At 60.8% G+C, this 25,367-nt stretch carries 24 protein-coding genes; 13 read left to right on the top strand and 11 right to left on the bottom strand.

The genetic code is table 11. The annotated features are described in order from the left end of the window. Positions 1 to 140 precede the first annotated feature (140 nt). From AC1DWZ_RS23255 to AC1DWZ_RS23270, 4 genes are read right to left on the bottom strand one after another with little or no spacing between them, the layout of a single operon-like run. Positions 141 to 755: a sarcosine oxidase subunit gamma gene (locus AC1DWZ_RS23255; RefSeq protein WP_477171340.1), complete on the bottom strand. Its 615-nt coding sequence runs from the start codon at positions 753 to 755 to the stop codon at positions 141 to 143. Further along, positions 748 to 3,762: a sarcosine oxidase subunit alpha gene (locus AC1DWZ_RS23260; protein ID WP_477171341.1), complete on the bottom strand. Its 3,015-nt coding sequence runs from the start codon at positions 3,760 to 3,762 to the stop codon at positions 748 to 750. Before AC1DWZ_RS23260 ends, AC1DWZ_RS23255 begins: the two co-directional genes overlap by 8 nt. Position 3,763: 1 nt before the next feature. Continuing rightward, positions 3,764 to 4,054: a sarcosine oxidase subunit delta gene (locus tag AC1DWZ_RS23265; protein ID WP_477171342.1), complete on the bottom strand. Its 291-nt coding sequence runs from the start codon at positions 4,052 to 4,054 to the stop codon at positions 3,764 to 3,766. 20 nt (positions 4,055 to 4,074) lie between these two features. Next, positions 4,075 to 5,328, bottom strand: a complete 1,254-nt coding sequence (locus tag AC1DWZ_RS23270) for a sarcosine oxidase subunit beta family protein (RefSeq protein WP_477171343.1) — start codon at positions 5,326 to 5,328, stop codon at positions 4,075 to 4,077. 388 nt (positions 5,329 to 5,716) lie between these two features. Here AC1DWZ_RS23270 and AC1DWZ_RS23275 point away from each other — a divergent pair, with 388 nt between their 5' ends. Beyond that, positions 5,717 to 6,721: a GlxA family transcriptional regulator gene (locus AC1DWZ_RS23275; protein WP_477171344.1), complete on the top strand. Its 1,005-nt coding sequence runs from the start codon at positions 5,717 to 5,719 to the stop codon at positions 6,719 to 6,721. Here the strand turns inward: AC1DWZ_RS23275 and AC1DWZ_RS23280 are convergent. The 3 genes from AC1DWZ_RS23280 to AC1DWZ_RS23290 all read right to left on the bottom strand — a co-directional run bounded on the left by AC1DWZ_RS23280 (position 6,718) and on the right by AC1DWZ_RS23290 (position 8,091). Next, on the bottom strand, positions 6,718 to 7,029 hold the full coding sequence (locus AC1DWZ_RS23280) for a hypothetical protein (protein WP_477171345.1): 312 nt from the start codon (positions 7,027 to 7,029) through the stop codon (positions 6,718 to 6,720). The genes AC1DWZ_RS23275 and AC1DWZ_RS23280 overlap by 4 nt on opposite strands. Before the next feature lie 190 nt (positions 7,030 to 7,219). Continuing rightward, complete coding sequence (locus AC1DWZ_RS23285) at positions 7,220 to 7,489, bottom strand: hypothetical protein (protein WP_477171346.1); 270 nt, start codon at positions 7,487 to 7,489, stop codon at positions 7,220 to 7,222. Next, positions 7,486 to 8,091, bottom strand: a complete 606-nt coding sequence (locus tag AC1DWZ_RS23290) for an HD domain-containing protein (RefSeq protein WP_477171347.1) — start codon at positions 8,089 to 8,091, stop codon at positions 7,486 to 7,488. Before AC1DWZ_RS23290 ends, AC1DWZ_RS23285 begins: the two co-directional genes overlap by 4 nt. A gap of 78 nt (positions 8,092 to 8,169) precedes the next feature. Between AC1DWZ_RS23290 and AC1DWZ_RS23295 the strand changes: the two genes are divergently transcribed. The 3 genes from AC1DWZ_RS23295 to AC1DWZ_RS23305 all read left to right on the top strand — a co-directional run bounded on the left by AC1DWZ_RS23295 (position 8,170) and on the right by AC1DWZ_RS23305 (position 11,915). After that, complete coding sequence (locus AC1DWZ_RS23295) at positions 8,170 to 8,838, top strand: ferredoxin (protein ID WP_477171348.1); 669 nt, start codon at positions 8,170 to 8,172, stop codon at positions 8,836 to 8,838. A 368-nt stretch (positions 8,839 to 9,206) separates the two neighbouring features. Then, positions 9,207 to 10,154 carry a hypothetical protein gene (locus AC1DWZ_RS23300; RefSeq protein ID WP_477171349.1) on the top strand — a complete coding sequence of 316 codons (948 nt, stop codon included), beginning with the start codon at positions 9,207 to 9,209 and terminating at the stop codon, positions 10,152 to 10,154. 222 nt (positions 10,155 to 10,376) lie between these two features. After that, on the top strand, positions 10,377 to 11,915 hold the full coding sequence (locus AC1DWZ_RS23305) for a trimethylamine methyltransferase family protein (protein WP_477171350.1): 1,539 nt from the start codon (positions 10,377 to 10,379) through the stop codon (positions 11,913 to 11,915). Positions 11,916 to 12,031: 116 nt separating this feature from the next. Here the strand turns inward: AC1DWZ_RS23305 and AC1DWZ_RS23310 are convergent, their stop codons facing one another. Then, positions 12,032 to 12,448, bottom strand: a complete 417-nt coding sequence (locus AC1DWZ_RS23310) for a hypothetical protein (RefSeq protein WP_477171351.1) — start codon at positions 12,446 to 12,448, stop codon at positions 12,032 to 12,034. 214 nt (positions 12,449 to 12,662) lie between these two features. On the opposite strand from AC1DWZ_RS23310, the gene AC1DWZ_RS23315 reads away from it, so the two are divergent. The 5 genes from AC1DWZ_RS23315 to AC1DWZ_RS23335 all read left to right on the top strand — a co-directional run bounded on the left by AC1DWZ_RS23315 (position 12,663) and on the right by AC1DWZ_RS23335 (position 19,571). Next, positions 12,663 to 13,748 carry an aldo/keto reductase gene (locus tag AC1DWZ_RS23315; protein ID WP_477171352.1) on the top strand — a complete coding sequence of 362 codons (1,086 nt, stop codon included), beginning with the start codon at positions 12,663 to 12,665 and terminating at the stop codon, positions 13,746 to 13,748. 207 nt (positions 13,749 to 13,955) lie between these two features. Further along, complete coding sequence (locus AC1DWZ_RS23320; protein WP_477171353.1) at positions 13,956 to 14,555, top strand: hypothetical protein; 600 nt, start codon at positions 13,956 to 13,958, stop codon at positions 14,553 to 14,555. 61 nt (positions 14,556 to 14,616) lie between these two features. Continuing rightward, positions 14,617 to 15,087: a (2Fe-2S)-binding protein gene (locus AC1DWZ_RS23325; protein ID WP_477171354.1), complete on the top strand. Its 471-nt coding sequence runs from the start codon at positions 14,617 to 14,619 to the stop codon at positions 15,085 to 15,087. A 12-nt stretch (positions 15,088 to 15,099) separates the two neighbouring features. Beyond that, positions 15,100 to 17,283 (top strand): xanthine dehydrogenase family protein molybdopterin-binding subunit, encoded by a 2,184-nt coding sequence (locus AC1DWZ_RS23330; protein ID WP_477171355.1) that lies wholly within the window; start codon positions 15,100 to 15,102, stop codon positions 17,281 to 17,283. A gap of 194 nt (positions 17,284 to 17,477) precedes the next feature. Then, entirely contained in the window at positions 17,478 to 19,571 is a 2,094-nt protein-coding gene (locus AC1DWZ_RS23335) for a methyl-accepting chemotaxis protein (protein ID WP_477171356.1), read from the top strand. Between the two features lie 38 nt (positions 19,572 to 19,609). On the opposite strand, the gene AC1DWZ_RS23340 is transcribed toward AC1DWZ_RS23335, so the two are convergent. Further along, positions 19,610 to 20,575 (bottom strand): fatty acid desaturase, encoded by a 966-nt coding sequence (locus tag AC1DWZ_RS23340; RefSeq protein ID WP_477171357.1) that lies wholly within the window; start codon positions 20,573 to 20,575, stop codon positions 19,610 to 19,612. A gap of 166 nt (positions 20,576 to 20,741) precedes the next feature. Here AC1DWZ_RS23340 and AC1DWZ_RS23345 point away from each other — a divergent pair, with 166 nt between their 5' ends. The 4 genes from AC1DWZ_RS23345 to AC1DWZ_RS23360 are packed head-to-tail and all read left to right on the top strand — an operon-like array spanning position 20,742 to position 23,602. Then, a complete protein-coding gene (locus AC1DWZ_RS23345; RefSeq protein ID WP_477171358.1) occupies positions 20,742 to 21,596 on the top strand; it encodes a GFA family protein in 855 nt (284 codons plus the stop codon). A 31-nt stretch (positions 21,597 to 21,627) separates the two neighbouring features. Next, positions 21,628 to 22,431: a phosphate/phosphite/phosphonate ABC transporter substrate-binding protein gene (locus tag AC1DWZ_RS23350; protein WP_477171359.1), complete on the top strand. Its 804-nt coding sequence runs from the start codon at positions 21,628 to 21,630 to the stop codon at positions 22,429 to 22,431. A 5-nt stretch (positions 22,432 to 22,436) separates the two neighbouring features. Continuing rightward, positions 22,437 to 23,378: a DMT family transporter gene (locus AC1DWZ_RS23355; protein ID WP_477171360.1), complete on the top strand. Its 942-nt coding sequence runs from the start codon at positions 22,437 to 22,439 to the stop codon at positions 23,376 to 23,378. After that, complete coding sequence (locus tag AC1DWZ_RS23360) at positions 23,375 to 23,602, top strand: sulfurtransferase TusA family protein (RefSeq protein ID WP_477171361.1); 228 nt, start codon at positions 23,375 to 23,377, stop codon at positions 23,600 to 23,602. The genes AC1DWZ_RS23355 and AC1DWZ_RS23360 overlap by 4 nt, the downstream gene beginning before the upstream one ends. Positions 23,603 to 23,682: 80 nt before the next feature. On the opposite strand, the gene AC1DWZ_RS23365 is transcribed toward AC1DWZ_RS23360, so the two are convergent. Continuing rightward, positions 23,683 to 24,039, bottom strand: coding sequence for a hypothetical protein (locus AC1DWZ_RS23365; RefSeq protein WP_477171362.1), 357 nt, complete (start codon positions 24,037 to 24,039; stop codon positions 23,683 to 23,685). Positions 24,040 to 24,417: 378 nt separating this feature from the next. Next, positions 24,418 to 25,320, bottom strand: coding sequence for a DMT family transporter (locus AC1DWZ_RS23370; RefSeq protein WP_477171363.1), 903 nt, complete (start codon positions 25,318 to 25,320; stop codon positions 24,418 to 24,420). Between the last annotated feature and the right edge of the window lie 47 nt (positions 25,321 to 25,367).

Consider the following 25,367-nt stretch of genomic DNA (forward strand, 5'->3'; position numbering starts at 1 on the left):
CCTCATGCGGGCGGTGCCTTCGCCCTTGCAGCAAAGAAAAAGGGCCGCTGTCGCCAGCGGCCCTTCGATACTTTCTCTCTCTCGTCATGCCCGAGGATGACGGTTGGGGTCGATGTGTGCGTGCGACCCTCTGATTAAACTCAGTTTGCCTTGATCGCGAACTTGTAGTCGCGGCCGACCAGCCAGAACCATTGCCACAGATAATCGCCGAAGCTTTTGAGCACATAGATGTCGAAGGACGGCGTTGCGTCTGTCTGGTCCAGCAGGATGTTGGCCTTGGTGAGGCCCGTCTGCGCGCATTGGCCGGGGCCGAAGACCCGTGGGTGAAGATCGAGGCTGCAGCCGCGTGCCAGCACGTCACGGGCACTGGGGCCCGAGATCGTGATGACCGTGCGGCTCTCCGATACGTCGACCACCGCGGCATGCTGGCCGGCGAAGGCTTGGCGCAGATCGGCAACCAGCTTTTCCTCCGTGCCACCGGTGGTGACGACCCACCATTCGGCCGGCCCCAGCCACAGGACGCGGAACGCACCCGACTGAGCCGTGGTATTTGGCTTCACCGGCAGATCGACGCCGGTCACCGATTTCACGGCGGCAACGAACGCTGCATCGCTGCTGTTGCCGCGGATATTGACGATGGCGCGGTGGGCGGATTCACCGATCAGCAGATCGGCACCGGCGCTATTGCTCTTGGCGGCGGCCGCGGTCAGGCCGAAATGCTGCAGCGCGCTGCGGCGGGTATAGGCTTCAGCCATTTGCGGGGGCTCCATCCTCAAGGAAGGTCGGTTTGCTGATCTTGGCCGCGATGACCTTGCCTTCATAGGGCAGGTAGACCGTCTGGCCCATGCGGTTGCGACCGTTCTTGATCACCGCCATGGCGATCGAGCGGCCCGCATTCGGGCTGTAATAGCTCGAGGTCACGTGGCCAATCATGGTCATCGGCGGCTTGTCTTTGACATGCTCCACGACCTGCGCGCCTTCGGCCAGCACATCGTTCGGGTTCTCAGTCAGGAGGCCGACGAGGTGCTTGCGGTCCGGCCGCTTGGTGTCGGAGCGGAGATGCGAGCGGCGCCCGATGAAATCCGGCTTCGCCTTGCCGATGATCCATTCAAAGCCGAGATCCTGCGGCGTCATGGTGCCGTCGGTTTCCTGGCCGACGATCACAAAGCCCTTTTCGGCGCGCAGCACATGGAGCGCCTCGGTGCCGTAGGGGGTGATGCTGAATTCTTCGCCGGCCGTCATCAATGCACGCCAGACATGGAGTGCGAAGCTCGGCGGCACATTGACTTCATAAGACAGCTCACCGGTAAAGCTGATGCGGTAGATGCGCGATTTGACGCCAGCCACCGTGCAATCCCGCCAAGTCATGAATGGGAAAGCTTCTTCCGAGAGATCGATGTCCGAAACGACCTTCTCCAGTACCTTGCGGGAATTGGGGCCGTTGAGCGCGAAGACCGCCCATTGCTCGGTGACGCTGGTGAAGTACACCTTTTTGTCCGGCCATTCGCACTGGTGCCATTCCTCGAGCCAACTCATCACCCGCGGCGCACCGCCGGTGGTGGTGGTCATGTGGAAATGGTTTTCCGAGATGCGGCTGGTGACACCGTCATCGAACACCATGCCATCTTCGCCGCACATGAAGCCATAGCGACACTTGCCAGGCTCCAGCTTGGTCCAGGCGTTGGTATAGACCATGTTGAGGAACCAGGCGGCATCCGGTCCCTGGATGTCGATCTTGCCCAGCGTCGACGCGTCGACGATGCCCACTGAATCGCGGGTCGCTTTCACTTCGCGGTTGACCGCGTCATGCATGCTCTCGCCGGCCTTGGGGTAGTACCAGGCACGGTGCCACTGGCCGACGCATTCGAAGGGTGCGCCGTGCTCGGCATGCCACTGATGGATCGGCGTCTTGCGAATGGGGTCGAGGAAGTCGCCCTTGTCCGATCCCGCGAACACGCCGAAGGTGACCGGTGTGTAAGGCGGGCGGAAGGTGGTGGTGCCGACTTCCGGGATCGAGACGTTCTTGAGGCCTGCCATGATGGCCAGTGCATTGACGTTGCTGGTCTTGCCCTGGTCGGTCGCCATGCCCATCGTGGTGTAGCGCTTCAAATGCTCGACCGAAACATAGCCTTCGCGGTGTGCCAGCTGCACGTCGGCAGCTGTCACATCGTTCTGGTAGTCGACGAAATGCTTGCCGCCCTGGCCCACCGGCACATTGGACGGCACGATCCACAGCGAGCGCAGCGGCTGGGACTGAGGCTCGGCTTCGGCGCTGGGCGCATTCCCGGTCGCATTGCTGAAGCCGAACTTCGCGGCAGCTTCCGTGCCGGCCTGATGGCCTTCGCTCAAGCCCGCATCGAGGCCGAACAGGCCGCGCGCGGAACCGATTGTGCGATTGTTCTGGCCAGGCATGATCGGACCGGGCACGAAGGCCTGAATGCCGTCGTCCCATACCACCTTGGCACGGGTCTGCGAATGCAGATGCACGGTCGGCTGCCAGCCACCCGAGCTCAGCACCGTGTCGCAATAGAGGTGCCGTGCGCTGCCGGTGACGCCCTTGCCATCGCTGGTGAGCGCCTGCACGTCGACTTCGCGGACCTTCTTCGTACCCTTGACGTGGGTGATCGCCGAATTCTCGATGATCTCGATGCCCTTGCCGCGCACGGCCTGGGGCAGGGCGCCGGTCGGGTTGGTGCGCAGATCGACGATCGCTGCGACCGACACGCCGGCGGCGGTGAGGTCGAGCGCCACCTGATAGGCGGTATCGTTGTTGGTCATGATGACCACGCGCTGGCCCGGTGTCGCCCCATAGCGGTTGACATAGGTGCGCGCGGCCGAGGCCAGCATGCAGCCCGGACGATCGTTGTCGCTATAGACCAGCGGCCGTTCGATGGCGCCGGTCGCCAGGATCACTTCCTTGGCGCGGATGCGCCACAGGCGCTGACGCGGACCTGTCGCAGATGGACCGATATGATCGGTCAGGCGCTCGACGCAACTCAGCATATTGGCGTCGAGATAGGCAAAGGCCGTCGTGCGGGTCAGCACGCGGACTTCCGGCATGCTGGCGAGCTCGGCGCGGACGCCGGCGACCCAGTCGATTGCCGGCTTGCCGTCGATCGTACGATCGCGCTCGGAGAGCAGCGATCCGCCCAGTTCCGATTGCTCATCGACCAGCACCACGCGGGCACCGGCACGGCCGGCGGCCAAGGCAGCCGCGAGGCCCGCAGGACCACCGCCCACCACCATCACATCACAATGGCCATAGACCTTGTCATAGCGATCGGGATCGGTTTCCGTCGGTCCAGTGCCAAGGCCCGCCATGCGGCGGATGAACTTTTCATAGAACAGCCAGCCATCTTTCGGCCATTTGAACGTCTTGTAATAGAAGCCCGACGGCAGGAAGCGGCTCATCACTGAGTTGACGGCGCCGAGATCAAAATCAAGGCTCGGCCAGCGATTCTGCGAGGCCGTGGTGAGGCCATCATAAAGCTCGATCTGCGGCGCGCGCGTGTTGGGTTCGCGGTAGGCGCCGGTACCCACCTCGATGAGCGCGTTCGGCTCCTCGGGACCCGCCGTCATGATGCCGCGCGGCCGGTGATATTTGAACGACCGGCCGACCAGGGTGACACCATTGGCCAGCAAGGCCGATGCCAAGCTGTCGCCCTGATAGCCGTAATAGGTCTTGCCGTCGAAGGTGAAGCGAACCGGCTTCGAGCGGTCGATGCGGCCGCCGGTGGCGACGCGGTTCTTCTGCGCGCTCATGTTACTTCTGCTCCAGCTTCGGGGCAGGTTCGCCCATCGGATAGACTTTGATGATCTCGTGCGTCACCGTATGGCGCGCCACGTTGAACCATTGGCGGCAGCCGCGGGCATGCACCCAGCGCTCGAAATGCACGCCCTTGGGGTTCTTGCGCATGAACAGGTAATCGGCCCATTCCGCATCGGTCATGGCGTTCTGCTGGTCCAGCGTCGGGCGCATGATATGCGCCTCATGGCCGTAAGCGAACTCATGCTCGTCGCGGGGACCGCAATGGGGGCAGGAGATGAGAAGCATGGGATTGTCTCTCTCGGGGATTAGTGTGCGACGCCGGCGGCGCCGTGCTCGTCGATGAGGTAGCCGGTGGTAAACCGCTCAAGCGCGAAGGGCTGCGCCAGCTTGTGCGGTTCGCCGGTGGCGATGGTGTGGGCAAAGACGTTGCCCGAACCCGGCGTCGCCTTGAAGCCGCCGGTACCCCAGCCGCAATTGATGAACAGATTCTCGACCGGTGTCTTGCCGATGATCGGCGAGGCATCCGGGCAGGTATCAACGATGCCACCCCACTGGCGCAGCATGCGCAGGCGCCCGAAGCAGGGGAAAAGGTCGGTCAGCGCGTTCAATTGGTTCTCGATGATGAACGGTGAACCCACCTGGGCGTAGGAGGTGTAGGCGTCGATGCCGGCGCCCAGCACCAGCTCGCCCTTGTCGGACTGGCTGACATAGACATGGACCTGCGGCGACATGACGACCGTGTTGAGGATCGGCTTGATCGGCTCGGAAACGAGCGCCTGCAGCGGGTGGCTTTCAACCGGCAGGCGGAAGCCGGCAAGGCCCGCCATCACGCCGGAATGGCCGGCAACCACGATGCCGACCTTCTTGCCGCCGATGAAGCCGCGCGTGGTTTCCACGCCCTTGACCACGCCGTTGACGATCTTGAAGCCGGTGACTTCCGTGTTCTGGATGATGTCGACGCCGCGCTCGTCCGCCTTGCGGGCAAAACCCCAGGCGACGGCGTCATGGCGGGCGACACCGCCACGGCGCTGCAAGCTGGCGCCCATGATCGGATAGCGCGCCTTGGCCGAGCAATCGAGGATTGGCACCATTTCCTTGATCTGTTCGGGCGTCAGGATCTCGCTGTCGATGCCGTTCAGCTGGATGGCATAGACGCGGCGACGCAGGGCCTGCATGTCATGCTGCGTGTGCGCAAGGTTCATCAGGCCGCGCTGGCTGAACATGACGTTGTAGTTGAGGTCCTGCGTCAGTCCCTCGAACAACTTCAGCGAATGTTCGTAGAGATGCGCCGATTCATCCCACAGATAGTTGGAACGCACGATGGTCGTGTTGCGGCCGGTATTGCCGCCGCCGATCCAACCCTTTTCGATCACCGCCACATTGGTGATGCCATGTTCCTTGGCGAGGTAATAGGCCGTCGCCAATCCATGGCCGCCGCCGCCGATGATGATGACATCGTATTCCGGCTTTGGCGCCGGGCTGCGCCAGGCCTCCTGCCAGCCTTGGTGGTAGCTAAGCGCATTCCGGACCAGGCTGAAGATCGAATAGTTCTGCTTCATAGCATTCCCAATTTGGGGGTTTCCCCGGATAGCGATCGAATGGCGGGGTTCAGCGATACTTACGGTGCCGGATAATGCCAAGGCAACAAACCCGAATCCGCCAATCGCGCGCCATCTATTGTCGTGTTAACGCCGTGGGTCAAGCTGCCACATTTCATAAGGTTTTGAGATTTCCGCCCTCAAAACCACACGTACGTTAGGGATGCAGCTATTATTCGCGCAAGATTACAGGAAATTGGCGCAATGGCGGAAAACCGGGCATTCCTGACCGATGGGATTAAACAATGTCGCGCATGCGCCATTTTGCCTGTGGACGACATGTCGGAAATGAGATATTTCCCTCGGCTTACGTTTTCGGATCAAGCTCACTCATAGAGGGAATGCAGCCGTGTTCGGTGATCTGCCGGTGAAACTGCCCCAGGATATCGCTTTCCTGCTGGTGCCGAATTTCTCGATGATTGCGTTCACCTCGGCGGTCGAGCCGATGCGCCTTGCCAACCGGGTGGCAGGCAAGGAGCTTTACCGCTGGCACCTGTTCACGTCGGACGGCAAGCCGGTCCAGGCCTCGAACAATATCCCGCTGACGCCGGAAGGCTCGGTCGAGCAGATCACCAACTACGACACCATCATGCTGTGCAGCGGTGTCGACGGCCATCTCTATGAAGACAAGAATGTGTTTGCGCATCTGCGCCGTGCCGAGCGGCAGGGGGCGGATATCGGCGCCTTGTGCACCGGTGCCCATATTTTGGCGAAAGCCAACATGCTCAACGGCTATCGCTGCACCATCCATTGGGAGAATCTGGCAAGCTTTGCCGAGAATTTCCCGGAGATCGAGACGACCTCGGAATTGTTTGAGATCGACCGCAACCGCTTCACCTGTTCAGGCGGGACGGCGGCCCTCGACATGATGCTCAATCTCATTTCGCAGCAGCATGGTCACGAGCTCGCCGCGGCGGTCTCGGAGCAGTTCATCCATGAACGCATCCGCGATCGCCACGACCATCAGCGCATGGCCCTCACAGCGCGGCTCGGCGTTCGCCATCCCAAGCTCATCCAGGTCATCCAGCAAATGGAAGCCAATCTGGAAGAGCCGCTGGACCGGGCTGAATTGGCCGATGCGGCAGGCCTTTCCAGCCGGCAAATGGAACGCTTGTTTGCGAAATACCTGCATCGCTCGCCCGCCCGCTATTACGTCGAATTGCGCCTCCATCGGGCGCGTTTGCTGCTGCTGCAGACCAATATGTCGGTGATCGACGTGGCGCTTGCCTGCGGCTTCGTCTCAGCGTCGCATTTCTCGAAATGCTATCGTGACTTCTTTGGCAAGACGCCGCGCCGCGAACGGGCGACGCCCAATGCCAGCCCGCGCCTGGCGCTCAGCAGCGTCGCCGCTTAAGCGTCCATCTCTTCGAAACGGTCGAGGGTCGGCTCCTCGATCTTTTCCGCGTCGACCGGCGGCACGCTGCTGGTCGTGGTCGGCTGGCTGACGTAATCGCTGAAATCATAGACGTCGCCGCCGCGATCGTTCTGCGCCAGATTCTCTTCGAACTGTGTCTCGACAGGGCGCGAGGCATCGTTGATCTGTTCCAAGCCTGCAGCCGGCACCAGTTCGCCACGACCTTCATCAGCAAAGGCGAGGCTCGCGCCGATGAAGAAGCAGATGGCGATCATGACCAACGTGGCGATGCTCATAATGCGGAACATGGTGACCTCTTGATGCCTTCGTCAGAGAGGACGGTTTGATTACGTCCTTTCGATGGTCAAAAGGTAACCGGAAGATGAATTTGCGTCTGTGATCCGGCCCACAGGCTGGATTTCAGTTATCTAATTGAAATATATAAATAATATCTTGAAATGTGACGGATCGCACAGCGTTAATGTCTGAGCATTTCCGTTACTTCATGCCGAGAGTCGTTTTCCAATACTCCAGCGAGCAGGCGATCAGACTCGGCAGATTCGGATGATCATTGGCCATGGCCTGTTCTGCCATGGCTCCGCCGGAAAGTTTCTGCACCAGGGAGGAGCCCAGTTCGCTGCCGCCGGTTTCCTTGGCCACCGTCTTCTGCTCAAGCGCATCGCAGGAACTGGTGGCGGATTCCAAAACCTGTGGCGCCCAGATGAAAGCAACGGCGAGGATGGCGAGTGTGAGAAGAAGGCGCCTCACGCTCCCGCACTCGTATCGACCGCACTCGTATCCACTGGCCTGACGCGGCCGAAGGGCGGCTTATCGAACAGGCGGCGGACCATCGGCTCGAACGCCTCGATGGGTGCCGTGTCGTAGGTTGGGTCGAAGCTGTTCTGGTCGTAGTTCTGGCAGAAGAGGGCGGTCTTCTCGAACATCGGATGGCCGCGATAGCGCTCGCGTTCGTTCCGGTCGAGGCCGATATGGTGGAAGAAGTAATAGCCCTGGAAGATGCCGTGATGCTTCACCAGCCAGTAATTGTCGTCGCTGACATAGGGGCGCAGGATCGAGGCGGCGAGTTCGGAATGGTTCTCAGGCGCAAGTAGATCGCCGATATCGTGGAGGAGGGCGCAGACCACCATCTCCTCATCGGCATGGTCGCGCAGCGCCCGCGTCGCCGACTGCAGCGAATGCTGATAGCGGTCGATCTTGTAGCCCATCTTGTCGCCCTCAAGCTTCTTGAGGTTGGCGAGCACGTTGTCAGCAAGACCATGGTTGAGTTTCTGGTAAATCTCATCGAGGAGTTGGTATTCCTCATAGGTGCCGTCTTCCATGCGGATGAAACTGACGGTTTCTGATTCCATGGTGGCGTTTCCTCGACATCATTTTGCCAAATTCTGGTGCAGTTTAGGGGCAACAAACTGTTCGGTCCAGGTCCACCCATGCTCGCCGCGCTCAACAATGCTCTAAGCTCCACCGGAATGGTGCTGCGCGGCGGCTTTGCACCTGAAAGCGGTGACGGCGTGCCGGAACTGGCACCAGGGCGGCCGGCGCGCGGCCTGCTGCTGATCGGCAATGTCGGCGGGGCGATGTGGCCAGCCTTTGCGGGTGCGGCGCCTGCCGGGGCCGATCCTCTGGATCGCTGGACACGCGCTGTGCTGGATCCCATCGCCACTGCGTTCGGCGCCGCGGCGCTCTATCCATTCTCAGGGCCGCCTTATTATCCGTTCCAGCGTTGGGCGGCGCGGGCGGAGCCGGTGCATGTCTCGCCGTTGCGTATCTTCATTCATCCGACTTTTGGCCTGTGGCACGCCTATCGCGCAGCCCTGCTATTTGCCGATGCGCTGGATCTGCCGCCGATGGTGCAGATGGACAGTCCCTGCCTCACCTGCGACGGCCAGCCTTGCCTGACCGGCTGCCCGGTCGATGCCTTTCAGGCGAACGGCTTCGACGATATGCGCTGTGCCGGCCATGTCGATGGTCCGGACGGAGCGGAGTGCCGCAGCCATGGTTGCCTGGCCCGGCGCGCCTGCCCGGTGGGCCGAGATTATTCCTACTCGCCGGTGCAGATGGCATTTCACATGGAGGCGTTCCTATCGAGGCGCCGCTGAGCAAAATCCCTGAAGCACCATGAACCCAATGACCGGCTGCAACGACAGACCGGCTCCAAGTACAAACCGCAGTTCAAGAATAGAAAAATGAAATACGTTGCTGGAATTAAAGCATTTGCCACCCTCGCTCTCGCAGGATTTGTGATGGTCGGTGGCGCTCTGCTGGCAGGCCTGCTGGCGAACAACGCTTTTGGCGGTTAACGCGCCTTCCTTTGCCGCCGATTCCGTCGAAAAAGCCCTCCATTGCAACCACTTGTGACATTGCCGCAGCAGGGGCGCAGCCCCTGCCATTGAAGCTTGTCCCGGTGGGAGTCGATGGGGTATCTACTAACCCTCCTTAAATTGCTCCAACTGCTGGAGGGCGGGCTTTGCGCTCACTGATTCCTTCGCTGGCGATTTTTTGCGCCAGTCTGGCCGTCGTTTTCGGTCTTTCTCTCACTGCCGCGCAGGCTGCCGACGTCACCTTGTTGGCCGTCGAACGCGCTGGCGGCCCCGAAATCAAAGAGGCGATCGCCTGGTCAGTGGTGAAGGTCAACAAGGAGTCCGGCAAGCCGGAAGCCAAACCGACCATCACCGGCAACGGCCCGCGCCTGATCGCCAAGCTCGATCCGGGCCAATATCTGGTAACGGCCAAGCTCGGCAAGACCGAGGCAAGTCAGGCGATCATGATTGGCAAATCGTCGACGACGCGCTCGCTCGTGCTGGCAGATCCTGCGAAGGCCGGCACCACCGCTGCCAAGAAGCCCGATGCCGGCCCGCCGGCGCAGCTTTCCATCAATATGAAGCTCAGCAAGGGCAAGAACCCTGTCAAGGAACCGGTTCTGTGGGAAGTGTTCACCTATCAAAAGGGTGCTACCGACGAGACCAAGAAGGTTGCTGAAAAGACGGCGGCCACAGGGATCTTCAGCCTGCCCGGCGGCAGCTATGTCGTGCGCGCCCATTTCCAGGGCACGCAGGCCGACCTTGTCATCCCGATCCAGGCCGGCCAGTCGCTGAAATATACGCTGAACCTCTATGCCGGCTATGTGAAGCTCACCGCGCTGAAGTCCAAGAAGGAGAAGACCACGGCCAAAGCGTTGACCTGGCAGATCCTGCGCCTGCGTCCCAATGCGCCCGGTGTCTATGAACTGGTCACCAGCAGTGAAAAGGCGGAACCGACCGTCATGCTGCGGGAAGGTCGCTATATTGCGGTTGCGCGCCTCGGCGACAAATTGTGGGGCAGCGAGCCGATCGTGATCACGGCCGGTCAGACGTCTAGCAAGAAGATCAACCTCAAGGAAGGCGTCGGCGCCCCCGAGGTTGCTTCCGCGAACTAGAAGAAAATCGTTATGCCCGAGCATGACACAATACGGGCATGACACAATAAAACGAGAGAAACGGCGCCACCCCAACGGGTTGGCGCCGTTTTGCTATTCCGGCCTGAAATGCCCCTCCGGACCTGATGATCCGCCGGAATGAGCAGATGAGACTTTCAATGCACCGGTTGGCGACCGGCTTTGCTAGGTTGGCGACAGAAGTTAACTCTTAAGAGGCGTATTATGTCACGGGAAGCAGCGCGGGAAGCGCGCGGTCGCCGCAATACCAGGCAGGCGAAGGGATTGAAGCAGCTTCCGTGGCGCAACCACCGGAACAATTACGATCCCGTCCGCGTCCTCAGCGAAGACCAGGTGGAAGCCATTCATCGGACGTCGCTGCGCATCCTTTCCGAACTCGGCATCGAATTCCTGGAAGAGAACGCGCTTCGCATCCTGAAGGAGAATGGTGCGGAGGTCACGCCAGGCTCGCAGCGTGTCCGCTTCGATCCGGCCTTGATCATGGAAAAAATCAAGACCGTGCCGAAGACCTTTGTGCTCCATGCCCGCAACCCGGCGCACAATCTGACCTTTGGTGCCAACCACATCAATTTCGGCTCGGTCGCCTCGGCACCGAACGTGTCCGATCTCGACAAGGGGCGCCGCCCCGGCAATTTCGAGGATTATTGCAATCTGGTGCGCCTTGCCCAGTCGCTCAACGCCGTGCAGTTCCTCGGTGGCTATCCGGTCGAGCCCGCAGACCTGCCGCCGAACACACGCCATTTGGATGCGCTCTATATGGCGGCAACCCTGACAGACAAAGTCTGGCATCCATATTCGCTCGGCAATGAACGCATTGAGGATGCAATCGAACTGATGGCGCTGGCACGCGGCATTTCCAAGGAGCAGCTGGCCAAGGAACCGAGCGTCTTCTCGATCATCAACAGCAACTCTCCCTTGCGGCTCGACACGCCGATGCTGCAGGGCCTGCAAGCCATGGCCAAGGCCGGCCAACCGATCGTCTTGACGCCTTTCACGCTCTCCGGTGCGATGGCACCGGCAACCATCGCCGGCGCGCTTGCACAGGCAAATGCCGAAGCGCTGGCTGGCATTGCCTTCACCCAGATGGTCAATCCGGGTGTGCCTTGCGCCTATGGCGGATTCACCTCGAATGTCGATATGAAGACGGGGGCGCCTGCCTTCGGGACGCCGGAATATACCCGCGCCGCCATGGCCGGCGGCCAGCTTGCCAGGCGTTACGGCTTCCCCTATCGCTCCAGCAATGCCTGTGCGGCCAATGCGGTCGACGCACAAGCGGCCTATGAATCGGAAATGTCCCTCTGGGGCGCCGTCATGGGGCATGCCAATCTCATCCTGCACGGTGCCGGCTGGATGGAAGGCGGTCTCGTCGCATCGTTCGAGAAAATGATCATCGACGTCGAAATGATTCAGTCGATGTCCGAGTTCCTGCTGCCCCTCGACACGTCCGAAGATGCTCTGGGGTTCGATGCGATGAAGGATGTGGGACCAGGTGGCCATTTCTTCGGCACGGCCCACACGCTGGCTCGCTACGAAACAGCTTTCTATTCGCCGCTGGTGTCCGATTGGCGCAATTTCGAAACCTGGCGCCTCGCCGGCGCGCAGGACGCCGCCCAGCGTGCCAATACTCTGTGGAAGCAGGCGTTGGCCGAATACGAACAGCCGGCCATCGATCCGGCCATTGACGATGCACTGAAGGATTTCGTCGCCAGGCGCAAAGCCGAAGGCGGCGTGAAACAGACCTGATAGGCGAGGCGCGAGGAGAGTTGGGGCAGATACCGATGCACTGACTCGCTTGCGCGAGACCGGTTCGGATCAGAGAGCCTTATGCCTCCTTCGCCGACCACACCTGCGAGAAAAGATCAGTCGTTCGCTGCTTTAAAAGCTTCTGCTTCTCGGAATACATCAGGACAATGCTGACGCATCAACACTTCCATTCCTTTCCGCCCGCCGTATCGTTTCCCTACGTCGGCGTTGATCTTCTCGAGATCCGCCGTATCCAGCTTTTGTTTCCTCTGCGCCCAACTATCCAGGCGCGCTAGTTCGGCTTGAGTCAGATACTCAACGGCTACATCTGCCCCACAGCTGTTGAGCCTATGTTCAATATCTGCAGGCATATTGAGATCTCTCGCATCTAACATGGCGATCATCAATTCTCGATAATTTGGGTATGCGTGCGAAGCGCCATAGATCATTTCACCGGCGGCGTAGCCCGGAAAGATCGCGGATGACAGCGCTTGAACACTGAGAACTACGAATATGACGCCTCTCTTGGACATTTCTATATCTCAGTTACTATTTGCACGTTTATTACACGTAAATTGTAGGAAACTGGCATCCTTTTGGCAACTCGCGTGACGTCGAGGCGTTCCTGCGAGGTATGACGGGCTATCTCAAAGGATCGTGCAAACTTGCGATAGGAACAGGCATTCAGCAACGGCCGCGCCCGTGATCTTATGCATGCGCTTTCCATCTCAATTTTGAGGACTGCCCATGGCGCTTGACAACTATGTGACTCTCGGCCGTTCCGGCCTGCGTGTTTCGCCGCTTTGCCTCGGCACCATGACGTTTGGCGAAGAGTGGGGCTGGGGCTCATCGGTCGACGAGTCCACCAAGATTCTTGACGCCTATCTCGCGCGTGGCGGCAATTTCATCGACACTGCCAACGTCTATACCAAGGGGCATTCCGAGAAGATCATCGGCGATCATCTCGGTCGCCATTCAGACAAGCGCGATCGTACCGTGATCGCCACGAAATTCTATGGCAATCTCTATCGCACCGACCCCAACGGCGGCGGCGCCAACAGGAAGAGCATCATTGCAGCCTGCGAGCAATCGCTGCGGCGCCTGCAGACGGATTATATCGACCTTTATTGGATGCACGCGTGGGACTCGACCACACCGATCGAGGAAACGATGCGGGCGTTCGACGATCTCGTCACCAGCGGCAAGATCCGCTACGCCGGTTTTTCGGACACGCCCGCCTGGAAATGCGCCGAAGCGCAGATGGTGGCAAAATTCCGCGGCTGGGCACCGCTCATTGCCTTGCAGGTCGAATATTCACTGCTGGAACGTACAGTCGAGGGCGAACTTGTGCCGATGGCGCAGGAATTGGGGCTCGGGATCACCCCCTGGTCACCCTTGAAAGGCGGTGCGCTCAGCGGCAAGTACCGGCGGGAGAATGACGGCAGCCACGCGGCCGGACGCGGCGAGAGGGTCACGACAGCGCTCAACGAGAAAACCTATGTACTCATTGATGCGATGTCAGCGATGGCGCAGGAGCTCGGCACGACGGTATCGCGCCTAGCACTTGCCTGGGTCCAGGGGCGGCCTGGCGTTTCGTCGACGATCATCGGCGCCCGCACCCTGCAGCAGCTTGATGACAATATCGGCGCGCTGGATGTTCAACCCACGCCGCAGATGATCGTGCAACTCAATGACCTCACGAAGCCGGCTCTGAACTTTCCCGCCAATTTCCTGGAATATGTCGTACAGGCAGCTTCCGGGGGCCTGACCATCAATGGTCGCACCTCACCGGTCTGGCCGTTGTCGCCGGAAGGTGACGCCGATCGATACTGACGCGGTACCGGCTTGTTGCGTGGCGGTGGAAGCACAGGAGTATCGTGCAATCTTGCGATAGCATTGTGCATTCCGACCGCCGGCAAAACGTGATGAACTGTTATCCACGTTCTTGAGTATTCTGAATCCAGCCAGTCGCCCCATCGCCTGCTCCAAATGGTTTATTTGGCGGCATGCATTGAGGCGATCCGCCAATAGGAGCCGCTGATGCGATCTGCGCAGTTTGGTCTTCGCAACCTCGCCATTCTATTCCTTGCCGCGCCTATGGGTATGGCGCTTCTCATCTGGGCCATCGGAATCAATTCCAGCAATGCTGAGACCAAAGTCTCGGCGGCGGACAGCCTTGCCGCCTGGACCGATATCTCGACGGTCCTCGAAAATCCGCGCTGCCTGAACTGCCATCAGGTGGAGAGCCCACGGCAAGGCGATAGCCGCCGCTTGCATGTGCCGCTGGTCGTGCGGGGCGAGGACAATATGGGTGTTACCGGCATGCGCTGCACCACCTGTCATAGCCAGACGGGCAACAACCCGACATCCGGTGTACCTGGTGCGCCGGGCTGGTCCCTGGCTCCCCTCGAGATGAATTGGCAGGGGCTTTCATCCGGCGACGTCTGTCGGCAGCTGCGCGATCCCAAGCGGAACGGCAATTTCGACGCTGACAGGATGATTGCGCATTTCGCCGACGATGAACTGGTCGGCTATGGCTGGCATCCGGGCCCGGGACGTGAAGCCGTTCCGATGCCGCGGGCGGAATTGGTCGAGCATGTGAAGACCTGGTTGGCCGGCGGCAGCGAGTGCCCGAAATGACCGCCCAAAACGGACGCCGCCCGTCATACGATGTCCCGTCAGACGATGTGAGGAGAGACGCATGATTACGCTGACCATCAACGGCAAGACTCATGATCTCGATGTCGAACCGGAAATGCCCTTGCTCTGGGTGCTGCGGGACCGGCTGGAGCTCACCGGGACCAAGTTCGGCTGCGGTGTTGCGCAATGCGGCGCATGCACGGTCCATATCGACGGCGAGGCGCATCGCTCCTGCTCGACCATGGTCGGTGACGTGCAGGGCAGCGAGATTGTCACGATCGAAGGCCTGCCGAAAGACGGTCCGGCCGGCAAAGTGGCGCAGGCCGTGCGGACCGCATGGCAGAAACTCGACGTCGTGCAATGTGGCTATTGCCAGTCTGGCCAGATCATGTCGGCGATCAATCTCCTGACCGAAAATCAGAAGCCGACGGACGACGACATCAATGCCAGCATGGAAGGCAATATCTGTCGCTGTGGCACCTATCAGCGCATCCGCGCCGCCATCCATGAAGCTGCCAAGTCACTGGCCTAAGGGAGGATGACGATGTTGAAGATGCACCAATCCGACATGCATGCCTCGCGCCGCGCCTTTTTGAAGGGCACTGCCGTCGCTTCGGCTACCTTTGTTCTGGGCGCCTTCGTGCCCTTCGGCCGCTTTGCTCTGGCGGAAGGCGAGGCGGCGGCGCCCAAGCCCGCTATCGACCCCAATTTCTTTCTTCGCATCGACAGCGACGACACGGTCACCGTGCTGTTGAAACATCTGGAAATGGGGCAGGGGGTCAGCACCGGCCTTTCCACACTGGTGGCGGAGGAACTGGATGCCGATTGGTCGAAGATGCGCTTCGACCATGGACCCAACAATCCGAAGGTATTCAACAATCTGTTCTTCGGTTCCTATATCGGGACCGGCGGCAGTACCTCGATGGCGAATTCCTGGACGCAGATGCGCCAGGTCGGCGCCGCCGCCCGCGCCATGTTCGTCTCGGCGGCCGCGAAGCAATGGAACGTGCCGGCCGGTGAGATCACTGTCGCTAACAGCGTTCTGTCGCATGCTTCCGGCAAATCGGCGCGCTTCGGTGAGCTTGTCGAAGCGGCGATGAAAGAACCGGTCCCGGCAGAGATCGCGCTGAAGGATCCGAAAGACTGGAAATATATCGGGCAGAAGTTGCCACGCCTGGATACGCCTGCGAAAACCACCGGCAAGGCCATCTTCGCACTCGATTTCCGCCGGCCCAACATGCTGGTCGCCATGGTGGCCCGGCCGCCGCGCTTTGGCGGCACGGTTGTAAGCGTTGACGAAACCGCCGCGCGCAAGGTGGCTGGCGTCGTCGATGTGGTACAGATCCCGAGTGGTGTCGCGGTGCTGGCCAAGGATACCTGGTCGGCGATGCGCGGGCGCGAGGCGCTGAAGATCGATTGGCAACTCGACAAATCGGAAGGTCGGTCGAGTGACGAGATTCTTGCCGAATATCGCAGCCTTGCTGCGACGCCCGGCCTCAAGGCGGATCGCCGCGGCGCTGCCGCGGCGGCACTCGGGACCGGCGGCGACGTACATGAAGCGGAGTTCGTCTTCCCGTTCCTCGCGCACGCGCCGATGGAGCCGATGAACTGCGTCATCGAACTCACCAAGGACGGTGCCGAAATATGGGGCGGTAGCCAGTTTCAGAGCATCGACGATTATGCCGTGAGCCAGGTTCTTGGCACCACGCCGGATAAGATAAGGATTCACACCCTGCTTGGCGGCGGCAGTTTCGGCCGCCGCGCCAATGCCGCGGCCGATTGGGCGGTGGAGGCAGCGCAGATCGCCAAGGCCATCGGCGGCAAGGCGCCGGTGCAACTGGTCTGGACTCGCGAGGACGACATCAAGGGCGGCTTCTATCGCCCGATGGTGCTGCACAAGTTGAAGGCCGGCCTCAAGGATGGCCGCATCACCGGCTGGCAGCACACGATCGTCGCAAAGTCGATCCTGGTCGGGACCGCTTTCGAATCCATGATGGTCAAGGACGGGGTCGACGCGACCTCGGTAGAAGGAGTGGCCGAAACGCCCTACACGATCGAGAACTTCGCGGTCGATGTGCACAATGCCAAGACCGAGATTCCGGTCCTGTGGTGGCGTTCGGTGGGCCACAGCCACACCGCCCATGTCATGGAAACCACCATGGATGAACTGGCTCACAAGGCTGGTGTCGACCCGCTCGCCTTCCGCCTGGCCAATCTCAAGGCAGGCTCGCGCGAGGCGGGTGTCTTGAAACTCGCGGCCGAGAAGGGCGCATGGGGCAAGGAGATGCCCAAGGGCAGCGGGCAGGGCATCGCCATGCACCATTCCTTCGGCTCCTATGTCGGCATGGTGGCCGACATCACGACCCATGCAGGTGGTTTTAAGGTCAACCGGATCGTAGCAGCGGTCGATGTCGGCATCGCCATCAACCCGGACGTGATCGCAGCCCAGGTCGAAGGCGCCATCGGCTTTGCCATGTCGACCACTCTGCGCAACCGCATCACGTTGAAGGGCGGGGTGGTCGAGCAGAGCAATTTCGATGATTACGAACCGACCCGGATCAAGGAAATGCCGGTGGTCGAGGTGCATATCGTGAAATCCGCCGAGGCCCCGACCGGGATCGGTGAGCCCGGTCTGCCACCCTTGGCACCCTCGATCGGCAACGCAATTTTTGCCGCTACTGGCAAGCGCTTGCGCTCGCTACCTTTCGATCTGGGTGCGCTCGCCTGAACCAGGGGGAGGCCGGAGGCAGGAAATGACTCAACTAATAGAGAGTCATTTCCTGGGGTCTGTGCCTACCATTAATATAATTCCATTGGCTAACTCGCTGAAAAGGCAATCAAAAAACATCAAGCGGCCCGCAATCCACCAAATCTTAACAGGTGTATGGCAAGAGAAAGAGCATCACGGGAGGAGACCTTCAGATGCTCAATTCTCTATCGGCAAATACACTCATTAAATCGGTCATCACGGCGCTGGCCGCTATTGTCATCCTGATGCTGGCGTTCGGCGCCTGGCAGTCGTGGCAGCGGGTCGGCAGTACGAGCCGGATCGTGAAGGTGGCAGACGCCTCGGCCTTCGCCTTCCGTGCGATGCACAATTTACGTACCGACCGTTCGACCACAACGCGCGCGCTTAATGCCGACGCCCCAATCAATGACAAGACGATGGCGACGTTAGAGAAGAATCGGGCGGCCGAAATACCGGCTCTCCAATCGGCTCTGGAAATCCTGCCGAATATCGATTTCCCGGACAAGGCGACCGTCCTGCCCAACCTGGTCGCGCTGGCCGACACCATCGGCAAGCTTCAGGCTGAATCCCATGAAGCGGTGCAAAAGCCCAAGGCGGAACGCCGGGCCGCCATGTCCGACGAATATATGAAGACAGCCACGGACCTGCTCGCGGCACTGGACGGGGTGTCCCAGAAACTCACCGCGGTGGTAAAGCACGAGGACGCCTTCATCGATCAGATGCTCTCGATGCGCCAGCTCGCGTGGATGGTGCGCAACATCGGCGGTGACGCCTCGCTGACGGTGTCGAATGCTATGACGGCCGGCGCCGCCACGCCCGAGGTTGTGCAGAAGTATCATAATTTCGTCGCAGCATCGGAAGCCGCGTGGGGTGCGTTGGAGGCTCAGGCTATTGGGCCGGCTTTGCCAGCAGCCCTCAATGATGGCATGGCTGCGGCTAAGAAGAGCTATTTTGATCCCGAATACAATGCCACCCGGGACGGCATAGTCGAGGCTCTGGTGAGCGGTCAGCCGACCAAACTCGATACCACGGAATGGACTGGTTACACGGTGAGCCGGCTTTCCAGTCTGCTGGCCGTGGCAGAAGCGGCACTCACCGGCGCCAAGGAGTATGCGGAGAGTGCGAGGAGCACTGCGGTACGTGACCTCGTCATCGAACTTGTCTTATTGGCCGGTGCACTTTGCCTGGCCCTTGGCAGCATGATCCTGATCGGGCGTCGGGTCATCCGTCCGCTCAACGTCATACGCGACGCCATGCTCCAGGTCGCTGGGGGTGATCTCACGGCCGAAGCCAACTTCCCAGACCGTCGGGACGAGATCGGTGCGTTGGCGGGTGCCCTCGGCACCTTTAAGCAGAACGCTGTCGACAAGACCAGGATCGAGGAAGATCAGCGCATCCGCCATGAACAGGCGGCGGCACGCCAGCAATCGGTCGAAGCCAGCATCAAGGCGTTTGAGGGCGAGATGCGGTCTGCACTCACAGCTCTCGGCGCATCGTCAAAGGAGATGCTGAAGACCGCAGACAGCATGTCGCAGGCGACCGAGCGCAGCAACCAGCAGGTCAAGGTGGCGGCCAACGCGTCCAACGATGCCTCATCCAACGTGGAAACGGTGGCTGCGGCGTCCGAGCAGCTGAGCGCGTCGATCTCCGAAATCAGCCGGCAGGTTGCCAGTGCTGCGGACATCGCCAGCCGCGCGGTCAACGAGACCAAGGAAACTGACCGCACGGTGCAGAGCCTCGCGGACATCGCCAACAAGATCGGCGAAGTAGTCGGTCTCATCAGTGACATTGCCGGCCAGACCAATCTGCTGGCCCTCAATGCCACGATCGAAGCCGCCCGCGCCGGCGATGCCGGCAAGGGCTTTGCCGTGGTGGCCTCGGAAGTGAAGTCCCTTGCCAATCAGACAGCCCGGGCCACCGACGACATCTCGGCCCAGATCTCGGCGGTGCAAGGGGTCACGGGTGAGGCGGTGAATGCCATCAAGCGCATTGGCGGGACGATCGCCGAAGTCAGCACCATTGCCACGGCCATCGCCTCGGCGGTGGAAGAGCAGGGGGCGGCGACCCAGGAAATCACCCGCAACACTCAGCAGGCAGCATCTCGCACCCGGGACGTTTCGGAGGGCATTGCCGGTGTGACGAATGAGGCCGACGCTACCGGCGCCGCAGCGCAGGGTGTGCGGACGGCAGCGGAGAGCCTGGGTCAGCAAGCCGAGCATCTGCGCGGCCAGGTCGACGCTTTCCTGTCGAAAATTCGCGCCGCCTAAACCGCGGAAATCCGCCAGCGAAACGATTAGCTAATCGATTAGCTAATCGTTTCGCTGTGGGTTTTATAGGGGTGGAAAATCGGTTCCTTGGGCCGGAACAGATAGGCGCGGGCGATGGTGAAATAGCCCGGGACATAATATTGCCCATTCTCCTCCAGCAGCCGCTCCTTGGTCGCCCGGTAGCGTGCCTTGCGCCGGTACCAGGCAAGTGCCGGTTCGGCATGATGGAGGGCATGGAGATTGTTGTAGAGGAACATGACGCTCCAGAACGGCCCGGCGTCGCAGATGATTGAACGGGTCTTCTCGTCCGGCGCCGCCCGGTGTTCGGCATAGGAGCGGATGAGGGCCATTGAGGTCCCCGGATAGGCAAACATCAGCACATAGGCCCAAAAGGGGATGTTGCAGACGCCAACGATCCACACCAGCAGCAGGCCGGTGGTGACGAAGTGCCAGACCCAGGGCACGATGTGATAGCGGTCGCCGGTCAGCAGGTCCTTCCAGCATTCGCGGATGGAGGAGACGGTGAAATAGGCCGGCCCCAGCAGCATCCGGCCGGCCAGGGTGCGCATGCGCTGCCGCACCCAGCGATGGAGGGGCGACATTCGCGCCCATTGCGCTTCCGTCAGGTAGTTCGATTCCGGGTCGAGGAATGGATCGGTCAGATCCTGGTCGATATGGTGCCGCGTATGGGTCGCCACATAGACGTCATAGGGAATCCACAGCCAGAGCGACCAGCCGGTGATCCAGCGGTTAAGGCGGCGCGACTTGAAGGGGTAGCCGTGGACAGCTTCATGCTGCAGCGAGCCATGGAGGCAGACGATGCAGGCGCCCAGCGGCAGGACCGCCCACCAGGGCAGATCGCGATAGAACCAGGTTGTTGCGAAAAATGCTCCGTAGACCCCGGCTGCTAATAGCAAAGTCGGGATATCTGCCTGATAGGCGTGGCGGCCAATCTCACCCTTATTTACCCGCAAGGGCTCGGCGGTCGTGGACTGGGCGGACATGTGCCTCGAAAGGGCGTTGTTTCTCTAGGGTTATTGGTAACGAAATTGTACCAGACCAGCAATGAAGAAATACTTATTGCCCCATGCGTTGCACGCGCGGCGCGCCCCTTGGTGGGGTCATGACCCCTGGGCTATGCTCACCCCCGGATGGGAGGGCAGGTCGGCGATGGGGCAGATTCGCGGTCAATGTTTGTGCGGCGCGGTGCGGTTCGAGGTGTCGGGTGACCTGATGCCGCCTGCCGCCTGCCATTGCGCCATGTGCCGGCGCTGGCACGGGGCACTGGGCGTCTACACCTCGGCAGCCACAGAAAAAGTTGTGCTGAGCGGCCAGGAGCATGTGCAGTGGTATCAGTCCGGCACGGACACCGAGCGTGGCTTCTGCAGAACCTGCGGATCGAAGCTCTTCTGGCGCCGGATGGCAGGCAACGATTTGGACATGGTCATGGGCAGCCTTGAGGCGCCGACCGGGCTTACGGTGAACAAGCATATCTGGGTGGCGTTCAAAGGTGACTATTACGATATCGAGGACGGGCTGCCGCAATATGCCGGGTCCTCGGCCAATGCCGGACCGATCACGCTGGCACCAAAGGAACCCGAGCCTACCACCAAGCCCGCGACGCGGACCGGCCAATGCCTCTGTGGCGCGGTCCACCTGACCTTCACCGGGCCGATGCGGGACATCAGCGTTTGCCATTGCGGACAGTGCCGCCGCTGGCATGGTCATGCACCCGCCTACAGCAAGGCGAAATGGGCCAATATCGGCCTTACCGGGGGTAAATTCCTGCGTTGGTATATCTCGTCGCCGGAAGCGCGCCGCGGTTTCTGCAGCCAGTGCGGGTCGTCGCTGTTCTGGGAAATGAACGGTAGTGACGCGGTCTCGATCTGCGCTGGCCTCCTGGATCTGCCGACCGGCTTGCGAACGCGCCACCATATCTTCGTCGCCGACAAGGGCGATTGCTACGACATCCTCGGACAATTGCCACAGTATCCCGCCAGTGGCGGCAACGCCTTGCCATTCTGATCATTCCCCTCACGCATAAGAGTCCAGCAGCATGATTGCGGCCCTTCCGATGTATGATCTTCCCGAACTGCGCGCCGCTACGGACGCATTCTGGCAAGGGTTGCGCAGTCATTTGGCTGCCGCAGGCATCACCAACATTCCGCAGGAATTGACGCGGCCGGACGATCTCTACGCCCATTGGCGCCGGCCCGACTTGCTGTTGACGCAGACCTGCGGCTTTCCGTTGACCCATGAACTGAAAGGGCAGGTGCGCTACCTGGCGACACCCGGCWACACAGCGCCGGGCTGCGAGGGGGCGACATACAGCAGCTTCATCATCGTGCGCGAGGCCGACAATATCCAGCGCGGCATCGAACTTTCCGGCAAGGTCGCGGCCTTCAACGGCAACGATTCACAATCCGGCTGCAATATCCTGAAATTCTATCTCGCCAATCTGGGTATTCCAAACGGCCTGCTGCGCGAGGCGATTGAAAGCGGCGCTCACCGCAAATCGATGGCGCTGGTGAAAGCGGGCCTTGCAGATTTCTGCGCAGTCGATTGCGTCAGTTGGACCTTGCTGACCGCCGTGGCGCCAGAGGAGGTCGCAGGCCTGCGTATTCTCGACCAGACCGCATCGGCGCCGTGCCTCCCATACATCACCAACCGCAACATGCCGATCGAGGATATTTCCAGCCTGCGCGAGGGGCTGAGCGCTGCTTTCTCCGACCCCGATCTCGAAGAATGCCGCGAGCAGTTGCTGCTGGACTCAGTGACCGTGCTCGATGAAGACGTCTATGACGTTCTTCTGGAGCAGGAAAATGCGGCCAAGCTGTCCGGCTGGTCGCGGGTCGCCTGACGGTCATGCAAGCAAATTCCACGACTGCCTCCACGATGGGCATCCTGTGGCCGAGCCTTGCCATGATCGGCTCCTCCATCTTCTGGGGCTCGATGTGGTATCCGCTGCGCGCGGTGGAGGCTTCGGGGATTCCGGCGGCCCTCGCGGGCGCGCTTTGCTACGGCGTACCGCTCATCCCGCTGCTGCCATTTCTGTTTCTCCGACGCCAGCAATTGCGGGCCGGCGGCTGGCGCATGCTGCTCTGTGGCGGCGCCCTCGCCTGCTGCAACATTCTGTTCGCCGTCGCCGTGGTGATGGGCGAGGTCGGCATCATCATCCTGCTGTTCTATTTGAGTCCGATCTGGTCAACCATTCTGGAGCGGGTCTTCATGAAGACACCGCTGACGCCAGTGCGCTGGATCGGGATCGGCCTGGCGCTTGTCGGCCTCATCATCCTGCAGGGCGTCGGTGGCCGCTGGCCCTGGCCGTCCAACCTTGCGGAATGGATGGGGCTGGGGGCAGGCCTGTGCTGGGCGGTGGCGCTGCTGACCGCGCGCATGTGGTCCCATATCACCGTGCTCGACAAGAGCATTGCGCAGTTCGGCTGCGCCCTGCCGGTGGGGCTACTGGTCTATATGCTGCTGGGCGATATCGCGGGCCCTGCCGGCTGGCCGGCACTGCCCATCTTCATCGGTGCGGTGCCGTGGATCATCGCCGCTGCTTTCATCTGGGTGGTGCCGGCGATGGTGCTGAGCCTCTGGGGGGCGGGGTATTTGTCGCCCGGCCGCGCCAGTATCCTCATGACCTCGGAAGTCGTGGTCGGAGTCGGTTCCGCCGTGTGGCTGGCTGGCGAAGAGCTCGGCTGGCATAAGATCGTCGGCGGTATCCTCATCGTCAGCGCCAGCCTGCTGGAGACCTGGCAGGCGCGGCGCGAGGGCCAGGCCGTCGCAGAAGGAGCCGTCCATTGATCCGCCAATATGATGCCCGCGGGCTGAAATGCCCGATCCCGGTCCTCAAAGCCCGCAAGCTGATCAAGGAACTATCGCCGGGCGACATCCTCGAAGTTGATGCCACCGATCCCGGCGCACCGAAGGACTTCGAACATTTCTGCGAGGTGACGGGCAACAAGCTGCTGGAAGGTAGCGAGCCGGAGCCGGGGGTGTATAGGATCCGAGTTGAGGTGATGGGGTGATGACTTGTCAAAGTCTACAGAATGCCCATATCAGATCTACGGGGAACCGAATGATATAGCGTCACGAAAAAATCACTGGTTCATTGACGGTGAAATTCTCGGAGCATGTTGATAAAAAGCTGATCGCCATTTTCCTTACACGTTCCCGCGACAATGCGGGCGTAAAGTTGTACCTCTTTGTCTGTCAGAACGTGTTTGGCAACACCGTCTTCTTCTATCCGCGCCTGTATGTAGCCGATTGAATAGCTATAGGCGGCAATTGATGCAAGGCCATGGTCAAGTTGATTTGAAGACCCGTTCTCGGCAGCCGCGGCAATGTTGCCATCAGCGATGAAATCGCTGCATTTGTATGTGTTGAAATCTATCCAGGTGTTGGCGCTGGCGGCGCGGCAGATACCTGCCACGCATGTCATGGCAATCCAAATAGCGCTTTTCATATCATCCCCCAACAATTTGTTATCGGCGCATCTTTTTATGATCGGCCAATCGAAAATCTAATTCTACTGGCTAATTGTACAAGTCGGTTTCGATTCGTCATCACGTAACGAAATGCAAGAACTGCAGACGATTGAATCAGCGCAGGACCATTCGGCATCTCCGCTTTTCAAAAGATCCCGCCCGCAACTCGTGGATGGTCCGCCTTCGCGGACCATGACAATGGGGGGCAATCGGATATGTTTGCCAATCTTGATCTCTTCTCCCTCTCCCTTTAGGGGGAGGGCCGGGGTGGGGGCTGCGTTCAGTCCTGCTCTGGCAAAATCATCGCCCATGCCCCCMCCCTAACCCTCCCCCTAAAGGGAGAGGGAATTCGGTTGTCATTTATGGCGGCTGTTGTGCGCGATGTGTGCTGCCACAGCGGCGAACACCAAGCCACCGCCGATCAGTGTGTTCCTGCTCGGGACCTCATCGAAAACCAGCCAGACCCAGACGGGCGCCAGTGGTGCATCGAGGGCGCCGATCAAGGCGGTTTCGATGGCGGGGAGCATTCGGGCGCCCAAAGTGAAGAGAGCCAGGCCCAGGGCAGAGTTCACCAGGCCGAACAAAGCGAGGTTGACGAGGTCCATCGGGAGCAGGCTGCCGATGTGTGCCCAGGGCAGGCAGGCGATGGCACTCAGCAGCGCTGAGAGGCCGGCGGCGGCGAGGGTGGGGATTCCGGGATAGCGGCGCGTGATGACCATGATGCCGGCCATGGCGAGGGTCATGCCAAATGCCAGGAGATCGCCCAGCAAACTCAGGGGCAAATTGCCGCCGTCGCCGCCGAAACCCACCATGAAGATGACTCCGATAAGAGCGAGGAGGCTGGCGCCGACGGCGCTCCGCCCGGGTTTTTCCCGGAGGACCATCCATGCCATCGCGGCGGCGATGAAGGGGACTGTGCCGTAGATGATGGCGACATGGGCGACGGTCGTGAATGTCAGCGAGGTGATGAAGCACATCATGCCGAATGCCGAGACCAGGGCGAAGACCCAGCCGGGCCAGCCCATCGTGCGGAACTGCGCGATGGCTTGTTGGCGGTCCCGGTAGAGCATGAACAGGAGGACGCCCAGCGCCCCGAACAGCCCGCGCCAGAACAGCAGGGTCCAATTGTCGAGCGGGATGAGCCGCGTGAAGAACCCGGCCGTGCTCCAGGCGACCGCCGAGGCAGTGACAAGGAGCATGCCCAACCGGTAGGGCGACCGCGGCAACAGGCCGGCCGACATCGTCTCACTCTGCTGCATGGCGTTCCCCACATTGAGTCGCCGAGAGGTTAGCCATAGGCTACTGA

The organism is Dongia sp. P2_B8, from assembly GCF_056404715.1.